The organism is Photobacterium sp. AWH4_225 (assembly GCF_056158405.1).
This window is the reverse complement of record NZ_JBSWTF010000004.1, coordinates 216,163-234,004: the sequence shown is the minus strand read 5'-3', so window position 1 is coordinate 234,004 and position 17,842 is coordinate 216,163. Positions and strand designations below refer to the sequence as shown.

The window sequence follows — 17,842 nt, the reverse complement described above, 5'->3', positions numbered from 1 at the left end:
TTATTTCATCAAAAAAGAAGAAATTATTGCTGTGTTACCTCGCCCACAAAATGAACCATTTGTTTCGTAATTGGTTTGAAAAGGTTTTTTTATTCTCTTATGATTTTGAAAAATAATTTCTAATCAAAGGAAACGGGAAGGCCGCCATGTCAAAACTGCTCTCCAAATATCATGCACCAGACCAGCAGGGTAATACCCAGAATATTACTCCGGAATCAGCAGGTTGGGGCTATGTAGGATTCCAAGCATTTGAACTTGAAAGCGGTCAAAGCATCGACTTACCAGCCAGCGATAATGAAGTCTGTTTGGTGTTGGTAGGTGGCTTTGCCACCGTGACGACACCCTCTGCTACCTTCGAGAATATCGGCGATCGAATGAGCCCGTTCGAGCGCAAAAAGCCTTATGCCGTGTATGTCGCAAAAGGTGAGGCGATTAAAGTGGTGGCTAATACCGAGCTTGAGTTGGCGGTGTGTACTGCGCCAGGCCAGGGTAACTTCCCAACGCGATTAATTGCACCAGACAATATCGACGCCGAGCAGCGTGGAGCAGGTAACAATAAGCGTTTTGTTCATAACATTCTGCCTGATTACAAAGAAGCTGATAGCTTACTGGTGGTTGAAGTGTATACCGATGAGGGCTGTACCAGCTCTTACCCAAGCCACAAGCATGATCAGGACGCTGAGCCAAGCGAAACCTATTTAGAAGAAACTTATTACCACCGTCTGAATCCAGCTCAAGGGTTCTGTATGCAGCGTGTCTACACCGACGACCGTTCGTTGGACGAGTGCATGGCGGTTTACGACAGAGACGTCGTACAAGTACCCAAGGGGTATCACCCAGTGGCAACCATTGCAGGTTACGACAGCTATTACCTTAATGTAATGGCAGGGCCAACACGTAAATGGTTGTTTACCTGGGAAGATGACCACCAATGGATTAACGAAGAGCAATATGCAAGAAAACATCAATAATTAGTTTCCGGCAAAGGAGTGAGACATGTTTAATATTGCGTTATTCGGCGCTGGCAGGATTGGCCAAGTGCATGCTGTAAATATTGCAAAGCATCCCAAGACGACATTGTATTCAATCATCGACCCATATTTAGAGGGTGCTAAGAAGATTTCTGAAGAATATGGCGCGAAAATACAAGAGATCGACGAAGCAATGTCTGATCCGAACGTACACGCTGTATGTATTTGCTCTGCAACCCATACACATGCCGACTTGATCGAAATGGCAGCTCAGCATGGCAAAGTGATCTTCTGCGAGAAGCCAATTGATCTGGATATCAGCCGAGTACGCGATTGTTTGGCTACTGTACGCCAGCATGGTGTGCCAATGATGGTGGGCTTTAACCGCCGTTATGACCCTCAGTTCAGAACAGTGAAGAATCAGCTTAATGCTGGTGTGATTGGTCAGCCTGAATCTCTAGTGATCACCTCACGTGATCCGTCACCACCGCCAGCTGAGTACACCAAAGTATCAGGCGGTATGTTCCGCGACATGACTATCCATGATTTGGATATGGCTCGCTTTATCATGGGTGAAGATCCAGTCTCGATCACTGCGCACGGTAGCTGCATGGTTGATCCTGCTATCGGCGAAGCTGGCGATATCGATACTGCGGTATTGGTCTTGAACTTCCCATCAGGCGCTATTGCAACTATCAACAATAGCCGTCGCTCTGGATACGGATATGATCAGCGCCTTGAACTTCATGGTTCAAAAGGTCTTCTACAAGCGCACAACGTCAAAGAGAATTTGGTTCAGCACTGGGGCGAAGAGGGCTGCGTAGCCGCTAAACCACAGCATTTCTTCCTAGAGCGCTACGAAGCGGCTTATGTTGCTGAATGGCAGGACTTCGTAGATGTGCTTGAAGGTCAAGAGCCAGAGTGTGGCGGTGCCGATGGTGAATACGCGCTAGTGCTGGCGGATGCCGCGCTGGAGTCGATGAAGCAGGGTAAAACCATCAAGCTTTAAGCTTTCAGGTCTAAGGTTTATCCATACCTTAAAGTAATAGTCTCCTGAGTGATGACGTGGGGTGCGGTTACCCCCAATGACATCGCCCCTTAAGTTTTATCACTCTTTAAGCCTCGCAATTGCGGGGCTTTTTCTATTGGGGTATCACCTTTGAATGCTACTTTAGGCAGAAACAAAAATGCCGTCACTTCTCATCGTAGAGTAGGACGGCAATCTTATTTAAATCTGCAGACTAAGACTGATTTTTTGGACTAACTAAGTACGTTTACTTCGAAGCCATTGGCTGATGATCCTTGCCGGTAAGCTAGTGATACCGCCAAAGTTTGCGCCAAGCACAGAGAAGCAGATTGTGAACGGAAGGCTTCAACTTGTGCTTCTTTGACCACAAAACAAACGTCACTAAAGGTAGCAAGTGGGCTTACCTGGCTGTCGGTGATAACAATTTGTTTGGCGCCAGCTTGAGAGGCGATTTCGCTAAGGGTGACTGTCTCTTGCGCGTATGGGCTAAAGCTAATCGACAGTACCGCATCTTTAGGACCAATCATCGAGAGCTGCTCTTTGAACATACCGCCTAGACCATCGATAAGAAAGGCTCGGCGCTCTAAGTGGCGCAGCGCATACGTAAGGTACGAAGCGACGCTGAAAGAGCGTCTTAAACCAATCAGGTAGATGTTTTCCGCCTCACTGAGGATCTCAACCGCTTGTTCGAGTTTGTCGCTCGGTGTTTGTGCCGCAAGATGGTTCATCGCCTGCGCATTAGCACGAGCAAATTCTTGTAGAATCATCGCCGGGCTTTCCGGTGCGTTCTGGTCGGTATCGAGCTCTTTGAACAGTTTGGCCCGTTCAGTATAGCTCGCGGTTTCCTCGACAAGATTACGACGGAACAGTTGTTTCATATCATTGAAACCATTGAAACCGAAAGCATTAGCAAAGCGGATAAGAGTAGAAGGGGGAACTTCGGCTTGGCTGGCAATAGTCGCAACTGTATCGAAAGCAACACTGTTGGAATTATCTAGCACATAACGGCCAACCTGCTGTAAACGCTTGCTAAGATCGCTATAACGCGTTCGAATTTGATCTTGCAGTTCGGTAAGGTTGTTGGCAACAGACATTTTTCTCTCCCTTCAATTGCTCCTTTATCTATTGTAATGGCTTATGCTTTGCTATGAAACGTTTTTTTCATTAATGGCCATGTATATGTGTAATTAGAATATACATTCCAAGGCGTATTGGCGTAAATGTACTAGCAAACACCGTTCGAGAGGTTACGGTGCAGAACTTATGTATGGTCAGCGCCCGTATTTACGCTACAGTTCGACGATATGATGTAATTGAGAGTAGCTTAATAGCTTTAGCTAAATCGATTTAAAATAAGGGGCTAGAAAGAATGTACCAACTAAGATGTACGAAGAAAGCTCAAGATGTATTAGGACTAAAATCATCTAATTTGTCTGAGATAAAAGAGGAAAGCTTTGTCCTTGGAAACTGGTATGTAAATACGTTTACATCTAATAGACGTAAGTGTCTATTTTTCATGGAAGAGAAAACGTTAATGTCGTTTGTGTTGGTTGGTCTCCGTAAAGAACATCATAAGGACATTGGACAACTATTCCAAGATGGAGTTAAGCGCCTCCTTAAATCTGAAGGTGTATCTGCTGAAGTACTTCAAGCTTTTGATAATGCTCCTGAGCAAATCGAATGTACAAAGACAGATAGTAGAAAGCTGTTAGGTAACATGAAAGACTTGTTGGAGAATTTCGAACATTTTATCCATTTTGAAGGTGGGTTGGGAGTATGTGATCTGAATGAAATAACAATGAAAATAAACAGAATACCTCAGCGGAATCTTGGCTGGAAATACTCAGTAGACGTACTGAATGAAATGCTAGGCTCAGCGAAATAACAAGCACTTAGCCAAGCGATTAGTCATTCGGGTAATAATGTAGATTAAGGAATAATAATGAATAAAGTCATAGATAAACTTGCTTGGGTGTTAATTAAAGATGGCAATCTTTTAGTTGTAAGATCGAAAGGCAAAGAGCTGTTCTATCTACCTGGAGGTAAACGTGAAGCCGACGAAACTGATGAACAAGCGCTTATCCGCGAAATCAAAGAAGAGTTATCCGTTGAGCTTGACCCAAAAAGTATTAAGTACATGGAAACTTTTATTGCTCAAGCTGACGGCAAAGCTGAAGGCGTCTCTGTAAAGTTAACCTGTTACTTTGCAGACTTTTCTGGTGAGTTACTTCCAGATGCAGAAATTGAAGAGCTTAAATTTATCGATGGTAATGATGAAGCGGTTTGCTCGGTTGCTGCATTGGTTGTGCTTAAGTGGCTTGAGTCAAAGTCTTTGGTTACTGGAACAATGGTCTAGAACTTCTCATTGCATCAATAGCTTGCCTATGTCATCCATACGATGGATACTCAGTGAATGTTGCAATAAATCAAAGCACTACGCTGTAGTAAGACAATGGACGGTGAATTATTAAAGCTCAAATTTACGATGTGTTCAGCAGCGATTTTGCCCAAGGGAATCCTTGTGCAGTTGTTGAATTAGAAAAGTGGCCAAGTAAGTCTGAGTTGCTATCAATAACTCAAAAGCTTGGGAAGCCATTTACTTCATTTGTTGTTGAGTCTGATTTTGGCTTTGATATTCGTTGGTTTTCGCTAGAGGGTGAAATCAACCTTTGTGGCCACGGAAGTCTAGGGGCTGGTGCGGCATTGATATCAAAATATGGGACTGAATCGGTCACGCTTAATAGCCTATATGGGCAGGTAGTGATAACCAAGGACAATGATCGCTACAAAATTGTTTTACCTAGCTGGAATGCTCTGCCTGTAACCTTAGAAATTTTAGCTTTGAACATTCCTGTCGTTGATGCTTACTCAACCCGAGATGTAATTTTGGTGTTAGAGTCGGAAGCTGAAGTTGCTAATTTTGTGCCTGACTATGACCAGATGAGAAAGATTGAAGACTTTCATGCAGTGATAGTCACGGCCAAAAGCTCGCCTGACAGCTATGTCTTGCGCTACTTTGCGCCGAAGATCGGTATACCTGAAGACTTAGCTACGGGTTCTGCACAATGCTCACTAGCGCCGTATTGGTTCAGAAAGCTAGGTGCAAATAAGCTGTCTGCACGTCAACTTTCAACATCAGGTGGATATTTCGAAATTGAGCCAGCATCTGATTCTTCTATTGTTGTATCTGCGCAGGTTAAATTACGGTCTTAGGTCGGTAAATAAGTATGAGCTTTCGGGAAGTGACGCCATCAGACAGTGAGCTACAAAAGGGATTATTGTTCGTCGCTCTTTGGACTCCTGACGACGAGCCTGACCACGATTTACAAGTTCTCGAGTTACCGCATATAAAAGAATACTTTGATGACTGGGGGCAGGTAGGAGACTTCGGGCTATTCGCTTTAGATAATGCTGGTGGAGTGATGGGTATTGTACAGATACGTTACAAATCCAGCTTAACTGAGCTTCATGCAGATTGTCCTGAATTAGCCTTAGCAGTGAACCCCACTTTTCGTGGACGAGGAGTTGCTTCAGCGCTGATGCGGGAGCTGCTTTCTAAAACCGACCAGTTGGCACTGGATGTTCGGCTTGGGGTACACCCAAAGAATATTGCGGCGAAATCACTTTACGAAAAGTTTGGTTTTGAAACTTACCAAGTCGTTGAAAGTGAATACCTTCAGATGTTTAGGCCGAATCAAACCTCAAAAGCGTTATAACTCTCGATAGTAGATTATGTAATGTCGGTCCCCTTGTTGGTGACGACAACGATATTAAGGTTCTGTTGGTTTTACTCAAATAAAATGGGAAATATTGTGATGAGCAAGCGAGTGTATATTGCTGGAAGCTTTAAGAATCTCGACCGTATGAGAAAGGTTAGAGATGATATGATTAACGCGGGCATTGAGACTATTATGTCAGAACCTGAACAAGTAAATGGTATCGATGGTTGCTTAGAGCGTATAAGAAAAGCGGATATTATATATATTCTAAATTATGGTGGCTATGTTGGTAAAAGCGTAGCGATGGATATAGGTTATGCTTTGGCTTTAGAGAAACCTATCTATGCAATTGAGCCAATCAAAGACCCTGATATTACTCATTTGCTCACGCAGGTTGTTAGTCCTGAATGCATGGTCAAAGCTCTTTAAGCAAGCTTTGATACTTAAATATAGACATCTAGCGTAAAAAGCCGAATCAGAAACAGTAAGATTAGAAAATGGATTTTTCAAAATACGAAATCGTACCTTTATCAGCGGAACATATTACACCTGTTACTTTACTGTGGCGTGAGGCAATGTCTGCAGCCATAGGCATTGCACCTATTCATTCTTTTGAGTCTCAGGCTTACTTTCTTGAGCATATTCTCGCTCAAAGCCATAGGCTATGGGTTGTTACTGTAATGGAGACATCAAAGCCAGTTGCCTTTATTGCCTGCTCGGAGGAAGAGGTCAATCAGCTTTACGTTAATGTTGCGTACCAAGGGCTAGGAATGGGGAAGCAACTGCTTGATATAGCCAAGGAACAATCAAATGGCTCATTGACGCTGAGAACGTTCGAAATCAACAAACGCGCTCAACGTTTTTATAGCGCAAATGGCTTTGCCATAACCGATGGAAACAGTGATAACGAAGAAAATCTGCCAGATCTAGTATGTACCTGGGTACGTGGAATATAGACGCGACACAGATACTTTGAAAATCAAATTATTAAAGCATTATAACTCTCGATAATTGCCTCAACATTGTCAGTGCTGCCTCGTTGAAGGCGTCGGTAGTGGCTCAAGGTTTTGGCTATATATCGTGTGATTAAATCGGTTTGCTCATCAGAATCAGATTGCCATATTTTACAGCCGACGGCGTTGATAGGGCCGTTTTCTCCAACCGTCGATGTAACATGCATGATTTCATAAAAGCGTCGATTATCTTCAATCAGCACTTCATTCTTTAAACCAAAATGATGCTCTCTGAGTTTTTGACGTAGCGTGTATGGGTTATTTACCGGACATAGCAAAAAATCAAAGTCAGTACCTTGATGGTTCTGCTGGATAGCTTCTACAAGAGTGCACATTAAATCGCCGCCTACACCTGCAATGATCACCAGATGTTTGCCGTTATACTCGTTAAGCGGGAGTTTAGCGACATCCTGACAGTGAACTTCCCATTGATCCTCAGGATAGAAGCGCTGGAGGTTCTTTTCTACTGTGATCATGAGGTCTGGCACAATATCAACAAAATGAACCTTGGGGGCAGCTTGCCGTGACAGTAGTGCTGCGCCAATAAAACCATGGTCGCAGCAGCAATCCCAAACATGGTCATAGCCAGCTGTGACCATTTGTTCAATATTCTTTAGTCTTGTACTGAGTTTCAATGGAAATGCCCGATTAACGTCTAAAATCGCGCGCATTGTAATGGTTTTATCGCCGTTAGCGAAGTAGGATATTTGCAATGAAGTTAGAGAAAGTCACCAAACATAACCTGCAAGCCGTTATTAATCTTCAATTGGATGTTTCCCAGCGAGGGATGGTTTCTGACAATGTGCTCTCCATGGCGCAGGCAGCAGTAAATCCGGAGTACCAACCGAGGGCTGCTGTCGTTGACGGCAAAGTGGTGGGCTTCGTGATGTATAGTGAATGGCTAAATGCCACTTGGGCTACTGAGCCTAGGCCTGGTGAGTACTACATCTTTCGAGTGATGACGGATCAAGCTTATCAAGGGAAAGGGTTTGGTCGCATGATGATGAATAGGGTGTTAGAAGAGATTCGAACAAAAACACCTAAAGCTATCCATATTGGTTACTGTGAAGATAATCAAGTTGCTAGAAACTTCTACCAAAGTCTTGGTTTTATTGAGTATGGGTACTTTGATTGGGGTGATATAGCAGCCAAAATTGAATTCAATTAATGGACTAATTTCAGAGGGGCTAACGATGGGGGGATGCCGCTGAATATTGGTGTAAAAAGGCGGTCGATTCGGTAGAGGGTTAGGCTGGTTACGTGTATGGTACTTTTCTGAACTAGGTGATAGAAAAAGCCAACAAGGAGTAAAAGTGTCAGATACATTCGAAACGACCATTGATAATAAAATCGAAAAACACTTTATTGAGTTTATCCAATCTGAAATGCAGCAAGATCTTGCGCATGATTTAAATCATGTACTGAGAGTGGTTAAAACGGCCAAAGCATTGTGTGCTAGTGAAGGGGCAAAACTTGAGGTAGTGCTCCCTGCCGCTTACTTACATGACTGCTTTTCCTTTCCGAAAAATCATCCGGATAGAGCCAAGAGTTCTAAGGTTGCTGCAGATAAAGCGTTAGAGTTTCTGGCCAGTATTGATTACCCAGCGAAGTACTTTGAAGCTATCCATCATGCCATTGTGGCGCACAGTTTCAGCGCAAAAATAAAGCCTGAAACCTTAGAAGCTCAGATCGTTCAAGATGCCGATAGGTTAGATGCACTTGGCGCGATTGGCGTTGCTCGTTGTATCCAGGTCAGTTCAAGTTTGGGTGTCGGTTTATATGATGCTGAAGATCCATTTAGTCAGAACAGGGAGCTGAATGATCGGCAATTTACCATCGATCACTTCTACACCAAGCTCTTTAAGCTAAAAGATACGATGAACACCCAGTCTGCAATCGTTGAAGCTGAAAAGCGTACTGTTTTCATGAAAGAGTACCTAACGCAGTTAGGTGCTGAGATCTAGCACTAGAAATAAAAAACACGTGAAATAAAAAAAGCCACGTAACCCTAGGGGGAGAAACGTGGCACTTCAACGTGAAGTCCTACAGTAAAGTTAATTCTTTATAGGCTCGAGTTGTTTTTTTCTTTATGGCTCATTTAAGTTAATGGTTACTTGCTCTTTTTCTGACGCTTCATGTCGAAGACAACAGCGACCACAATGACCAAGCCTTTCACAACTTGTTGCCAGTATGCTGAGACGTTGAGCAGGTCGAGACCATTCTGCAGTACACCCATGATCATGGTACCAATGATGGTGCCCTGAATCGTACCGATACCACCGGCGTGTGATACGCCACCTACCGTTGCCGATGCGATGGCATCAAGCTCGTACATCACACCAAGCCCAGGCTGACCTGAGTTGATACGGGCAGAAAGGATAAGCGCCGCGATACCGGCTAGTAGGCCAGCGTAGGTGTAAACCAAGATTTTGTATTTCTTAACGTTGATGCCCGATACATACGCTGCTGTTTCGTTACCACCGATAGCGTAGGCGTATTTACCGAAGCGGGTATAGTTCAGCAGGATATAAGACACTATAGCCATAACAATAAAGATGATGACTGGAACCGGAATACCTGCAACGGTGCCTTGGCCAATCCACTGGTAAGAATCGATCAAGCTACTGACTGGACGACCGTCAGAGTAGAGTAGGGCTGCACCACGAGCGATAATCATCATACCCAGAGTGGCGATAAACGGAGGGATACCGGTATAGGCAATCAATGCACCATTGATGAAACCACATAGAGCACCCACCGCCAACGCGACCAGAATAGGCACGATTACCGGCAGTTCAGGCATAGCAGGGTACATCCGCATACCCCAGTCGAGGGTCTGCGCCATACTAGCTGAGGCCACAGCGGCGACCGCGAGTACCGAACCGGACGACAGGTCGATACCCCGGGTGATAATGATGATGGTTACCCCTAGTGCTAGCAGGCCGATACTGGCCATTTGGGTAACAACGTTAAGCAGGTTGGCTACAGTAAGGAATACTGGAGACAGAATCGACATCACCACACACATGGCGATGAAAACAAAGTAGATGGCATATTTAGAAATCAAACGTTTATAATTCTGAGGCGATTTCGCACCAGACGTTGCTTCTATTAACTTCGCAATCATAATGACTTTCCTTGATTAATTATTGCGTCACCCTGTAACAACAGCGGTGAATATATTTTTCTGGGCTGGTCGTTATGCCAACGCCATTGACATGATTTTTTCCTGGGTTGCTTCGGTACCGTCGAGCTCGCCTTTGAGTTTCCCTTCATGCATGACCAACACACGGTCACTCATGCCGATAACTTCAGGTAGTTCAGACGAGATCATGACCAAGCTCTTGCCCATACCGGTTAAAAGACGCATCAGTTTGTAGATTTCGGATTTCGCGCCCACATCGATACCCCGGGTTGGTTCGTCGAGGAACAGGATGTCAGGCTTGGTTAACATCCAGCGGGCTAGCAGTACTTTCTGCTGGTTACCACCACTGAGGTTATCGATAGCCTCGTTCATATGTGGGGTTTTGACTTTTAGCTTTTTACAGTGATCCTCACTGTCGCTACGCATTTGGCGGACATCAAGGACATTGGCAACGCGGCTCTTGTAGGCGTCGAGGTGGGCGATAGAGGTGTTGGCGAAGATATCGAGCATCAGGTAAAGACCTGAATGGCGGCGGTCTTCGGTCAAGAAAGCCATTTTATGGCTGATGGCGTCCTGAGGAGCTTTGATCTCGACTTGATCACCGTTGATCCATATCTCACCGGTTTCCTTTTCGCGTACACCAAACAGTGTTTCGATAAGTTCAGTACGACCTGCACCGACCAGCCCAGCAATCCCGAGGATCTCTCCTTCATGGAGTTTGAAATTCACATCACGGAAGCAGCCATCAACGGAGAGGTTTTTCACTTCGAGACGCGTTCTACCAGGCTTGGCGGTAGGAGGTGGGAACACATCACCTAGATCACGGCCAACCATCATTTGAACCAGTTCATCATGATTGGTGTCCCGGGCTTCCCGCTCGCCGATATAGCAACCGTCACGGAAAACTGTGATGTCATCACAGATCTTGAAAATCTCATCCATTTTATGGCTGATGTACACCATTGCCACACCTTGGGATTTGAGCTTTTCGATAATCTCAAACAGGTGGGCGACTTCCTTATCGGTCAGAGCTGAAGTTGGCTCGTCCATGATGATGATTTTTGAATCGAAGGAAATGGCCTTGGCGATTTCTACCATCTGCATGGTTGCCACGGTCAACTCACTCATCAGTGTTCGTGGGTCAAGCTCTAAGTCCAGACGCTGTAGTAGGGCTTCGGTATCAGCGAACATCTTCTTATGGTCGATGAGCTTAAGTGGCCCTTTTAATGGTTCGCGTCCCAGCCAGATATTTTCGGCAATATTTCGGTGTAGAACGGGAGAGAGTTCTTGGTGAATCATTGAAATCCCGCTCTCTAAAGATTCTTTAGCGCCAGAGAAATCTACGAGTTCCCCTAGGTAGCGAATGGTGCCAGCATCACGCTGGTAAGTGCCAAACAGCACTTTCATCAAGGTAGATTTCCCTGCACCATTTTCGCCCATGAGTGCCATTACACGGCCTTTCTTCAGGGTAAGTTGCACGTTATCAAGTGCCTTTACACCAGGAAAGGTTTTGGTAATACCACGCATCTCAAGTATTACTTGGCTCATACAGAATTGCTCCAAAATTGGCCCTACGTCTCTAGCGCTTGGCTAGCCTGTTGCAGGGCCGGATAAGTTATTTATAGAGAGGGTGGTGGATTAACTTTTAGCTTGGAATTCAGCTAGGTTGTCTTTGGTAACAAGTTCAGCAGGGATCCAAGTGATTTTTTCTTGTGGCTTTTTGTTGATGGCATTCATTGCTGCGTCAAGTGCGCCGCGGGCTTGGCCAACACCGTCTTGGAATACGGTTGCATCCAATGCACCATCCTGAATTGCCATGATGCCGTCTGGCGTTGCATCGACACCGACAACGATAGTGTCATCAAGTTTACCCGCAGCACGTAGCGCCTGGATAGCACCCAAAGCCATGTCGTCATTGTTAGATAGGATAATGTCGATCTGCTCACCAGAGTTGATCCAGTTTTCCATTACGATCATACCCTGTGAACGCTGCCAAAGGCCCGTTTGCTTACGGGTGATGTTAAATTCAGGCTTGTCTTTGAAGAAGTCTTCTACACCTTGGGTACGTAGGATAGCGGCTTCTACTGTCATCATACCCATGATGATACCGATGTTACCGCCTTCTACTTTAGATGCTGCGTATTTAGCCTGTTCTTCACCGAAACGAAGCTCGTCAGAACCAACATAAGACACACCTTCTGGCAAGTAAGAAGGGCGACGGTTTAGGTAAACCAGTTCGATGCCTGCTTTCTGGATGCTGTCTGTCATTGGCTGGGTCGCATCGGTGTTTACCGGTACGAGGATGATGCCGTCAACTTGCTGAACAATGAAGTTTTGGATTTGGCCCAACTGTTTCACTGTATCTTCTTTTGCATCAACGAAAATCAAATCTACGTTGCCCATCTCCTTGGCGTATTTATCCATGGAGTCTTTCATATTGACCAGGAAGGTGTCGTCGAAGTTAGGAATGGCAACGCCAATCTTAATTTTATCTTCACCATCCTCACCACCGCAGGCTGCCAGAACAAACACAGCGCCGACGATCGCGATCTTACGTAGGATCCCTTTAGCTAGGGACTTTGTCGTTGAAATAGAGTTAGTAATTAGAGAAGTAATTCCATGTATCAGTGACGGCATTGTTGCCTCCTTATTATGATGCATCTAACCGTTTTCTTGGGTGAAATGTACATTTCAAAAATACGGTAAATAGATGCTTGCCACTTTCTAGAGTGAAATATCTCTCCAGAAAGCGTGTTCACGTTGATTGAAATAAATTTATTATTTTTATGTAAACAACTATATGCCTGAGCTCAATTAATAACCACCACTGATTGAGTGTAAATGACAAAATTGTTAACCATGTCTCACTGGAATCAATGCCTAATAGCTATCTCATCCTCTAAATTAATGATTTTTAAGGTTAAAATTTGAGTGCTTGTGCTGTAAAAAGTATAAGTTATTGAAATTATACAAAATAACATGCAAACGACACCTTGTTGTCGGTATGTTGCAAATGTTTGAAAAATATTTTCCATTTCTTTTCTGTTGAGGGCGAGATTCTGAGTGGTAAGGAAATTTTACCTTGATCACAAAATATATTTTTCATTTCATTTTTCATTTAAAGTGAAATGAATATTTCGTATGATATGAGTATCGAAACAATGAGGGTTGGGATAGGTGTTCTCAGCAAATATTGTCGGAATCAGTTTAATCAATATCTGAACGGTTCTTAACTACTCGGTAGTTAAAGGAAGGAGTGAAAAGGATGAATACCAGCAATAAGAAATTAGATCTTATTTGTTTGGGGCGAGTTGCTGTTGACCTATATGGCCAGCAAATTGGGGCTCGCCTAGAAGATATGGGCACTTTCTCTAAGTATCTTGGTGGGTCATCAGGCAACGTAGCTTATGGCACAGCAAGGCAAGGTTTGAAGTCTTCCATGCTGGCAAGGGTCGGTGATGAACACATGGGGCGCTTTCTGCGCGAAGAGCTACAACGTGTGGGTGTTGATACCAGTAATTTGATTACAGACAAAGAACGCCTGACCGCCCTAGTCATCCTCGGAATTAAGGATGAAGATACTTTTCCTCTGATTTTCTACCGTGATAACTGCGCTGATATGGCGATTACTGCCGATGACATTGATGAGCAATACATTGCTTCGGCGCGATGTCTAGCAATTACAGGTACCCATCTTTCTCATCCCAACACTCGTGAAGCGGTTTTAACAGCCTTACGCTATGCCCGCAAGCACGGTGTGAAAACTGCCATTGATATTGATTACCGTCCTGTACTTTGGGGCTTAACCACACTTGGCGATGGCGAAACACGCTTTATTGAATCAGGTCAGGTAACTGAGCAATTGCAGGAAGTTCTCGGGCTGTTCGACTTGATTGTCGGTACCGAAGAAGAGTTCCACATCGCTGGTGGCTCGACAGATACTGTTGAAGCACTGAAGGCCGTTCGTGAAGTGAGTAATGCTGAATTAGTGTGTAAGCGCGGTCCGCTAGGTTGCTCAGTATTTTCTGATGAGATCCCAAATGATCTCGACGAAGGTATTACCGTTGAAGGCGTTCGCGTTGATGTACTGAATGTACTTGGGGCAGGCGATGCTTTTATGTCTGGTTTGCTGCGTGGCTACCTAAATAATGAAGGTTGGGAAAAAGCCTGTGCTTATGCCAACGCATGTGGTGCCTTGGTCGTTTCTCGCCATGGTTGTGCACCTGCCATGCCATCTAAAGAAGAGCTAGACAATTATTTAGCCCGTGCCAATGACGTTCCTCGCCCAGATTTAGATGAAACGCTTAATCACCTCCACCGCGTCACGACCCGTGATAAAGAGTGGGAAGAGCTCTGTGTCCTTGCGTTTGATCACCGTATCCAGTTTGTCGATATGGCTCGTGAAGCCAATACGGATATAAGCCGTATCAAACCACTGAAGAAGCTTATCCTTCAGGCGAGCCGTGAAGTTGCTGAAGAAGCCGGTTTGTCGGGTAAAGCCGGTTTACTCTGCGATAGCACATTCGGACAAGATGTTCTGAATGACATTACTGGCGAAGGTTGGTGGATTGGCCGACCGGTAGAGCTGCCAGCTTCGCGTCCGCTGGAGTTAGAACACGGCAATATCGGTTCTCAGTTGATTGATTGGCCGCTTGAGCATGTTGTGAAGTGCCTTGTGTTCTTCCACCCAGATGATCATCACGAATTACGCCTTGAGCAAGAGAAGCAAGTGCGAGAAGTGTATGAAGCTTGCTGTAAAACAGGGCATGAATTATTGCTGGAAGTGATTTTGCCTGCGGATATGGAACGCACTGATGCGCTATATCTGCGTGCCATGCAACGTTTCTACAACCTAGGGGTGAAACCTGATTGGTGGAAACTACCGCCGATGGATGCTGATTCTTGGCACGTTGTCAATGAGCTCATTCAATCGCGTGATAAGCACTGCCGAGGTGTTGTACTGCTGGGCTTGGATGCACCAGAAGAAGAGCTGAAAGCTGGATTTAATTCGGCGGCAAGTACTGATGTAGTGAAGGGCTTTGCGGTGGGGAGAACTATCTTCGGACAGCCATCGCGTCTATGGCTTGCCAATGAGATTGACGATGCTGGTTTGATTGCACAAATCAAACAGAACTATCACAACCTAATTACTCTGTGGCGCCAGCGTGGCTAAAGGAATCAATCATGAGTGTTAATACTGTACGCCTGACAATGGCTCAGGCACTAGTGAAATACCTGCAAGCGCAAAAAGTAGATATTGATGGCGACATTCAGCCTATGTTTGCTGGGGTCTTTGCCATCTTTGGCCATGGCAATGTAGCCGGTTTAGGTGAAGCGCTCTATCACGCCAACGAAACCTTGCCGACTTACCGCGCTCATAATGAGCAAGCAATGGCGCACAGTGCCATTGCCTTTGCCAAGGCAAATAATCGTCAGCGTATGATGGCAGCGACAACATCGGTTGGGCCTGGCGCATTGAATATGGTGACAGCTGCGGCGCTGGCTCATGTGAACCGCTTACCTGTTCTGCTTTTACCTGGAGATACCTTTGCGACCCGTGAACCGGATCCAGTACTGCAGCAAGTAGAAGACTGGAGTGACGCAACTATTACACCGAATGATTGTTTCAAACCTGTCAGTCGTTTCTTTGACCGCATTACTCGCCCAGAGCAGCTGCTGAACAGTTTGCCGCAAGCGATGCGTGTGTTAACGGACCCCGTTGAGTGTGGCCCTGCAACCATAGCCATACCGCAAGATGTGCAGACCATGGCGTTTGACTATCCGCTGCATTTCTTTAACGAAAAGGTGCACCGTATACGCCGTCCAGGCGCAGATGAGCACGAACTGACTGAAGTGGTTGAACTCATTAAGCAAGCCAAACAGCCTTTGGTGATTGCTGGCGGCGGTATTCATTACTCAGGCGCTCTGGAGCAATTCCGCGAGTTTGTTGAAACCTACCAGCTACCTGTTGGTGAAACTCAAGCTGGTAAAGGGGCGCTACCTTGGGATCATACCTCTAACCTAGGTTCTATTGGTGTGACGGGCTCGGCAGCAGTCAACAAGATGGCAGCAGAGGCAGACGTAATCATCGCTGTTGGTAGCCGCTTGCAAGACTTTACCTCCAGTTCAAGAGCGCTTTTTAAGCCAGATGCCAAGATAGTCTCGCTTAACGTCAATGGTTTTGATGCGACCAAGCATTACGGCATGCCATTGGTTGCCGATGCCAAGGCAACACTGCCAAAACTGACAGAACTGTTAGTGGATTGGCCAGTGAGTGCAGATTGGAAACAGAAGGCTGAGTCGCTTCGCCTTGAGTGGAATGAAACGGTGTCAATCGCTATGACTGACCGTGGCACAGAGCTGCCGACCGATGCAGAAGTGATTGGTGCAGTTAACCGTGCCGCAGATGAAAAGGATATTGTGGTTTGTGCGGCTGGTGGCCTTCCGGGCGAGCTGCACAAGTTATGGCGTACCCGCTACGACAAAGGCTATCACCTCGAATATGGCTTTTCTTGCATGGGCTATGAGATTGCCGGTGGCCTTGGCGTCAAGATGGCCAAGCCGGAGTCTGAAGTTTTCGTCATGATCGGTGACGGTTCATACCTGATGTTGAACTCCGAGATAGCGACTTCGGTAATGCTAGGACACAAGTTGGTGCTAGTCGTACTGGATAACCGTGGATTCGGTTGTATCAACCGCCTTCAACACGCTTGCGGTGGGGCAGGTTTCAATAACTTGCTCAAAGACTGCAACACCATTGATGAGGGAGCGCCGAAGACTGATTTTGCTGCACATGCCCGCTCATTAGGGGCACAGGCCGAGAAAGTGGCCAACATAGCTGAGCTAGAGCAAGCCCTGGTGCGAGCCAAGCAAGCGACATCGACGTATGTCATTACCTTGGATACCGACCCGCTAAGTACCACTGAATCGGGCGGTTCATGGTGGGAAGTCGCAGTACCTGAAGTGTCTGAGCGAGAACAAGTACGTGCTGCCAGAGCACGGTATGAAGTCGCCAAACAACAGCAAGTTATTTAAGGAGAATTAGCATGACTGTTCAACTAGGTATCAACCCTCTGACTTGGACCAACGATGACTTGCCGTCTCTGGGTGCTGAAACCCCGCTAGAAACATGTTTGACCGAAGGTCGCCAAGCTGGATTTGCCGGCTTTGAGCTTGGCAATAAGTTTCCACGTGAAGCGAGTGTGCTTGGGCCAATTCTAGCCAATCATGATCTGAAATTGGTGTCAGGCTGGTATTCCGGTGAATTGCTGACTCGCTCGGTAGAAGAAGAAATCGAAGCGGTCCAGCCTCACCTGACATTACTGCGTGAACTTGGCGCAAAGGTAATGGTTTTTGCTGAAGTGACCGATTGCATCCATGGCCAGCAAGATACACCGGTTCGCTTGCGCCCTCATTTCCCTGCTAGCAAATGGCAAGAGTACGGCAAGAAGCTGAGCGAATTTGCCAAGTACACCAAAAGCCAAGGTGTTGAAGTGGCCTATCACCATCACATGGGGACTGTTATCGAAACTGCTGAAGATATCGATAACCTGATGGAGTTCACCAGTGAAGACGTCGGGCTGCTGCTTGATACTGGTCACCTGACATTTGCTGGCGCGGATCCGGTACAGGTTGCAACGCGTTGGGCACACCGAATTAACCACGTCCATACCAAAGATGTTCGTGCTGATGTATTGGCTGATGTGAAGAACCGTCAAACCAGTTTCCTTGATGCGGTATTAGATGGCGTGTTCACCGTACCGGGTGATGGTTGTGTGAATTACCCTGCGGTGTTTGAACAGCTGAAAAAAGCGAATTACCAAGGCTGGTGTGTGGTTGAGGCAGAGCAGGATCCAGCAATAGCCCACCCAATGACCTATGCCACCCTAGGGTTTAACAATTTACAAAAACTTGCTCGCGAGGCCGGGCTATTAAATGGCGAAGGCCAAGAGTAATTACAGGAGCAA

At 45.8% G+C, this 17,842-nt stretch carries 18 protein-coding genes; 13 read left to right on the top strand and 5 right to left on the bottom strand.

From position 1 onward, the window contains the following. The first annotated feature begins 146 nt into the window (after window positions 1–146). Together iolB and iolG are read left to right on the top strand one after the other, a co-directional pair. On the top strand, window positions 147–971 hold the full coding sequence (gene iolB, locus ACXAD4_RS18465) for a 5-deoxy-glucuronate isomerase (protein ID WP_317522859.1): 825 nt from the start codon (window positions 147–149) through the stop codon (window positions 969–971). Window positions 972–996: 25 nt separating this feature from the next. Beyond that, window positions 997–1,980, top strand: a complete 984-nt coding sequence (gene iolG, locus ACXAD4_RS18460) for an inositol 2-dehydrogenase (RefSeq protein ID WP_107296820.1) — start codon at window positions 997–999, stop codon at window positions 1,978–1,980. 251 nt (window positions 1,981–2,231) lie between these two features. Here the strand turns inward: iolG and ACXAD4_RS18455 are convergent, their stop codons facing one another. Further along, a complete protein-coding gene (locus tag ACXAD4_RS18455) occupies window positions 2,232–3,092 on the bottom strand; it encodes a MurR/RpiR family transcriptional regulator (RefSeq protein ID WP_475243277.1) in 861 nt (286 codons plus the stop codon). Window positions 3,093–3,367: 275 nt separating this feature from the next. On the opposite strand from ACXAD4_RS18455, the gene ACXAD4_RS18450 reads away from it, so the two are divergent. The 6 genes from ACXAD4_RS18450 to ACXAD4_RS18425 all read left to right on the top strand — a co-directional run bounded on the left by ACXAD4_RS18450 (window position 3,368) and on the right by ACXAD4_RS18425 (window position 6,673). Next, window positions 3,368–3,883, top strand: coding sequence for a DUF6933 domain-containing protein (locus ACXAD4_RS18450; protein WP_475243276.1), 516 nt, complete (start codon window positions 3,368–3,370; stop codon window positions 3,881–3,883). Between the two features lie 57 nt (window positions 3,884–3,940). Beyond that, on the top strand, window positions 3,941–4,354 hold the full coding sequence (locus ACXAD4_RS18445) for an NUDIX hydrolase (protein ID WP_475243274.1): 414 nt from the start codon (window positions 3,941–3,943) through the stop codon (window positions 4,352–4,354). 131 nt (window positions 4,355–4,485) lie between these two features. Beyond that, a complete protein-coding gene (locus ACXAD4_RS18440; RefSeq protein WP_475243273.1) occupies window positions 4,486–5,211 on the top strand; it encodes a PhzF family phenazine biosynthesis protein in 726 nt (241 codons plus the stop codon). A gap of 14 nt (window positions 5,212–5,225) precedes the next feature. Then, on the top strand, window positions 5,226–5,714 hold the full coding sequence (locus ACXAD4_RS18435; RefSeq protein ID WP_475243272.1) for a GNAT family N-acetyltransferase: 489 nt from the start codon (window positions 5,226–5,228) through the stop codon (window positions 5,712–5,714). Window positions 5,715–5,813: 99 nt separating this feature from the next. Next, window positions 5,814–6,146, top strand: coding sequence for a nucleotide pyrophosphohydrolase (locus ACXAD4_RS18430; RefSeq protein WP_475243271.1), 333 nt, complete (start codon window positions 5,814–5,816; stop codon window positions 6,144–6,146). A 68-nt stretch (window positions 6,147–6,214) separates the two neighbouring features. Beyond that, entirely contained in the window at window positions 6,215–6,673 is a 459-nt protein-coding gene (locus ACXAD4_RS18425) for a GNAT family N-acetyltransferase (RefSeq protein ID WP_475243270.1), read from the top strand. 23 nt (window positions 6,674–6,696) lie between these two features. On the opposite strand, the gene ACXAD4_RS18420 is transcribed toward ACXAD4_RS18425, so the two are convergent. After that, the gene (locus ACXAD4_RS18420) at window positions 6,697–7,401 is read right to left on the bottom strand and encodes a tRNA (adenine(22)-N(1))-methyltransferase (RefSeq protein ID WP_475243268.1); all 705 of its coding nucleotides are present in this window, start codon (window positions 7,399–7,401) and stop codon (window positions 6,697–6,699) included. Between the two features lie 41 nt (window positions 7,402–7,442). Between ACXAD4_RS18420 and ACXAD4_RS18415 the strand changes: the two genes are divergently transcribed. Both ACXAD4_RS18415 and ACXAD4_RS18410 read left to right on the top strand, forming a co-directional pair. Beyond that, window positions 7,443–7,898: a GNAT family N-acetyltransferase gene (locus tag ACXAD4_RS18415; protein ID WP_475243267.1), complete on the top strand. Its 456-nt coding sequence runs from the start codon at window positions 7,443–7,445 to the stop codon at window positions 7,896–7,898. A 169-nt stretch (window positions 7,899–8,067) separates the two neighbouring features. Further along, the gene (locus ACXAD4_RS18410; RefSeq protein WP_475245585.1) at window positions 8,068–8,694 is read left to right on the top strand and encodes an HD domain-containing protein; all 627 of its coding nucleotides are present in this window, start codon (window positions 8,068–8,070) and stop codon (window positions 8,692–8,694) included. 146 nt (window positions 8,695–8,840) lie between these two features. Here the strand turns inward: ACXAD4_RS18410 and ACXAD4_RS18405 are convergent, their stop codons facing one another. The 3 genes from ACXAD4_RS18405 to ACXAD4_RS18395 form a co-directional block, all read right to left on the bottom strand. Beyond that, window positions 8,841–9,857 (bottom strand): ABC transporter permease, encoded by a 1,017-nt coding sequence (locus ACXAD4_RS18405; protein WP_107296804.1) that lies wholly within the window; start codon window positions 9,855–9,857, stop codon window positions 8,841–8,843. 72 nt (window positions 9,858–9,929) lie between these two features. After that, a complete protein-coding gene (locus ACXAD4_RS18400; protein WP_475243266.1) occupies window positions 9,930–11,423 on the bottom strand; it encodes a sugar ABC transporter ATP-binding protein in 1,494 nt (497 codons plus the stop codon). 90 nt (window positions 11,424–11,513) lie between these two features. Further along, complete coding sequence (locus ACXAD4_RS18395; RefSeq protein WP_475243265.1) at window positions 11,514–12,512, bottom strand: sugar ABC transporter substrate-binding protein; 999 nt, start codon at window positions 12,510–12,512, stop codon at window positions 11,514–11,516. Window positions 12,513–13,140: 628 nt separating this feature from the next. Here ACXAD4_RS18395 and ACXAD4_RS18390 point away from each other — a divergent pair. Genes ACXAD4_RS18390 through iolE form a run of 3 tightly spaced genes read left to right on the top strand, consistent with a single transcriptional unit; the run spans window position 13,141 to window position 17,830 of the window. Next, window positions 13,141–15,048, top strand: coding sequence for a bifunctional 5-dehydro-2-deoxygluconokinase/5-dehydro-2-deoxyphosphogluconate aldolase (locus ACXAD4_RS18390; protein WP_475243264.1), 1,908 nt, complete (start codon window positions 13,141–13,143; stop codon window positions 15,046–15,048). Window positions 15,049–15,059: 11 nt separating this feature from the next. Next, window positions 15,060–16,910, top strand: a complete 1,851-nt coding sequence (iolD, locus tag ACXAD4_RS18385; RefSeq protein WP_475243263.1) for a 3D-(3,5/4)-trihydroxycyclohexane-1,2-dione acylhydrolase (decyclizing) — start codon at window positions 15,060–15,062, stop codon at window positions 16,908–16,910. Between the two features lie 11 nt (window positions 16,911–16,921). After that, window positions 16,922–17,830, top strand: a complete 909-nt coding sequence (gene iolE / locus ACXAD4_RS18380) for a myo-inosose-2 dehydratase (RefSeq protein WP_475243262.1) — start codon at window positions 16,922–16,924, stop codon at window positions 17,828–17,830. The last annotated feature ends 12 nt before the right edge of the window (window positions 17,831–17,842 follow it).

What these genes read in the sequence shown, in the direction of transcription:
- iolB (WP_317522859.1), top strand. Translation starts at nt 147, where the DNA reads ATGTCAAAACTGCTCTCCAAATATCATGCACCAGACCAGCAGGGTAAT.
- iolG (WP_107296820.1), top strand. Translation starts at nt 997, where the DNA reads ATGTTTAATATTGCGTTATTCGGCGCTGGCAGGATTGGCCAAGTGCAT.
- ACXAD4_RS18455 (WP_475243277.1), bottom strand. Translation starts at nt 3,092, where the DNA reads ATGTCTGTTGCCAACAACCTTACCGAACTGCAAGATCAAATTCGAACG.
- ACXAD4_RS18450 (WP_475243276.1), top strand. Translation starts at nt 3,368, where the DNA reads ATGTACCAACTAAGATGTACGAAGAAAGCTCAAGATGTATTAGGACTA.
- ACXAD4_RS18445 (WP_475243274.1), top strand. Translation starts at nt 3,941, where the DNA reads ATGAATAAAGTCATAGATAAACTTGCTTGGGTGTTAATTAAAGATGGC.
- ACXAD4_RS18435 (WP_475243272.1), top strand. Translation starts at nt 5,226, where the DNA reads ATGAGCTTTCGGGAAGTGACGCCATCAGACAGTGAGCTACAAAAGGGA.
- ACXAD4_RS18430 (WP_475243271.1), top strand. Translation starts at nt 5,814, where the DNA reads ATGAGCAAGCGAGTGTATATTGCTGGAAGCTTTAAGAATCTCGACCGT.
- ACXAD4_RS18425 (WP_475243270.1), top strand. Translation starts at nt 6,215, where the DNA reads ATGGATTTTTCAAAATACGAAATCGTACCTTTATCAGCGGAACATATT.
- ACXAD4_RS18420 (WP_475243268.1), bottom strand. Translation starts at nt 7,401, where the DNA reads ATGCGCGCGATTTTAGACGTTAATCGGGCATTTCCATTGAAACTCAGT.
- ACXAD4_RS18415 (WP_475243267.1), top strand. Translation starts at nt 7,443, where the DNA reads ATGAAGTTAGAGAAAGTCACCAAACATAACCTGCAAGCCGTTATTAAT.
- ACXAD4_RS18405 (WP_107296804.1), bottom strand. Translation starts at nt 9,857, where the DNA reads ATGATTGCGAAGTTAATAGAAGCAACGTCTGGTGCGAAATCGCCTCAG.
- ACXAD4_RS18400 (WP_475243266.1), bottom strand. Translation starts at nt 11,423, where the DNA reads ATGAGCCAAGTAATACTTGAGATGCGTGGTATTACCAAAACCTTTCCT.
- ACXAD4_RS18395 (WP_475243265.1), bottom strand. Translation starts at nt 12,512, where the DNA reads ATGCCGTCACTGATACATGGAATTACTTCTCTAATTACTAACTCTATT.
- ACXAD4_RS18390 (WP_475243264.1), top strand. Translation starts at nt 13,141, where the DNA reads ATGAATACCAGCAATAAGAAATTAGATCTTATTTGTTTGGGGCGAGTT.
- iolD (WP_475243263.1), top strand. Translation starts at nt 15,060, where the DNA reads ATGAGTGTTAATACTGTACGCCTGACAATGGCTCAGGCACTAGTGAAA.
- iolE (WP_475243262.1), top strand. Translation starts at nt 16,922, where the DNA reads ATGACTGTTCAACTAGGTATCAACCCTCTGACTTGGACCAACGATGAC.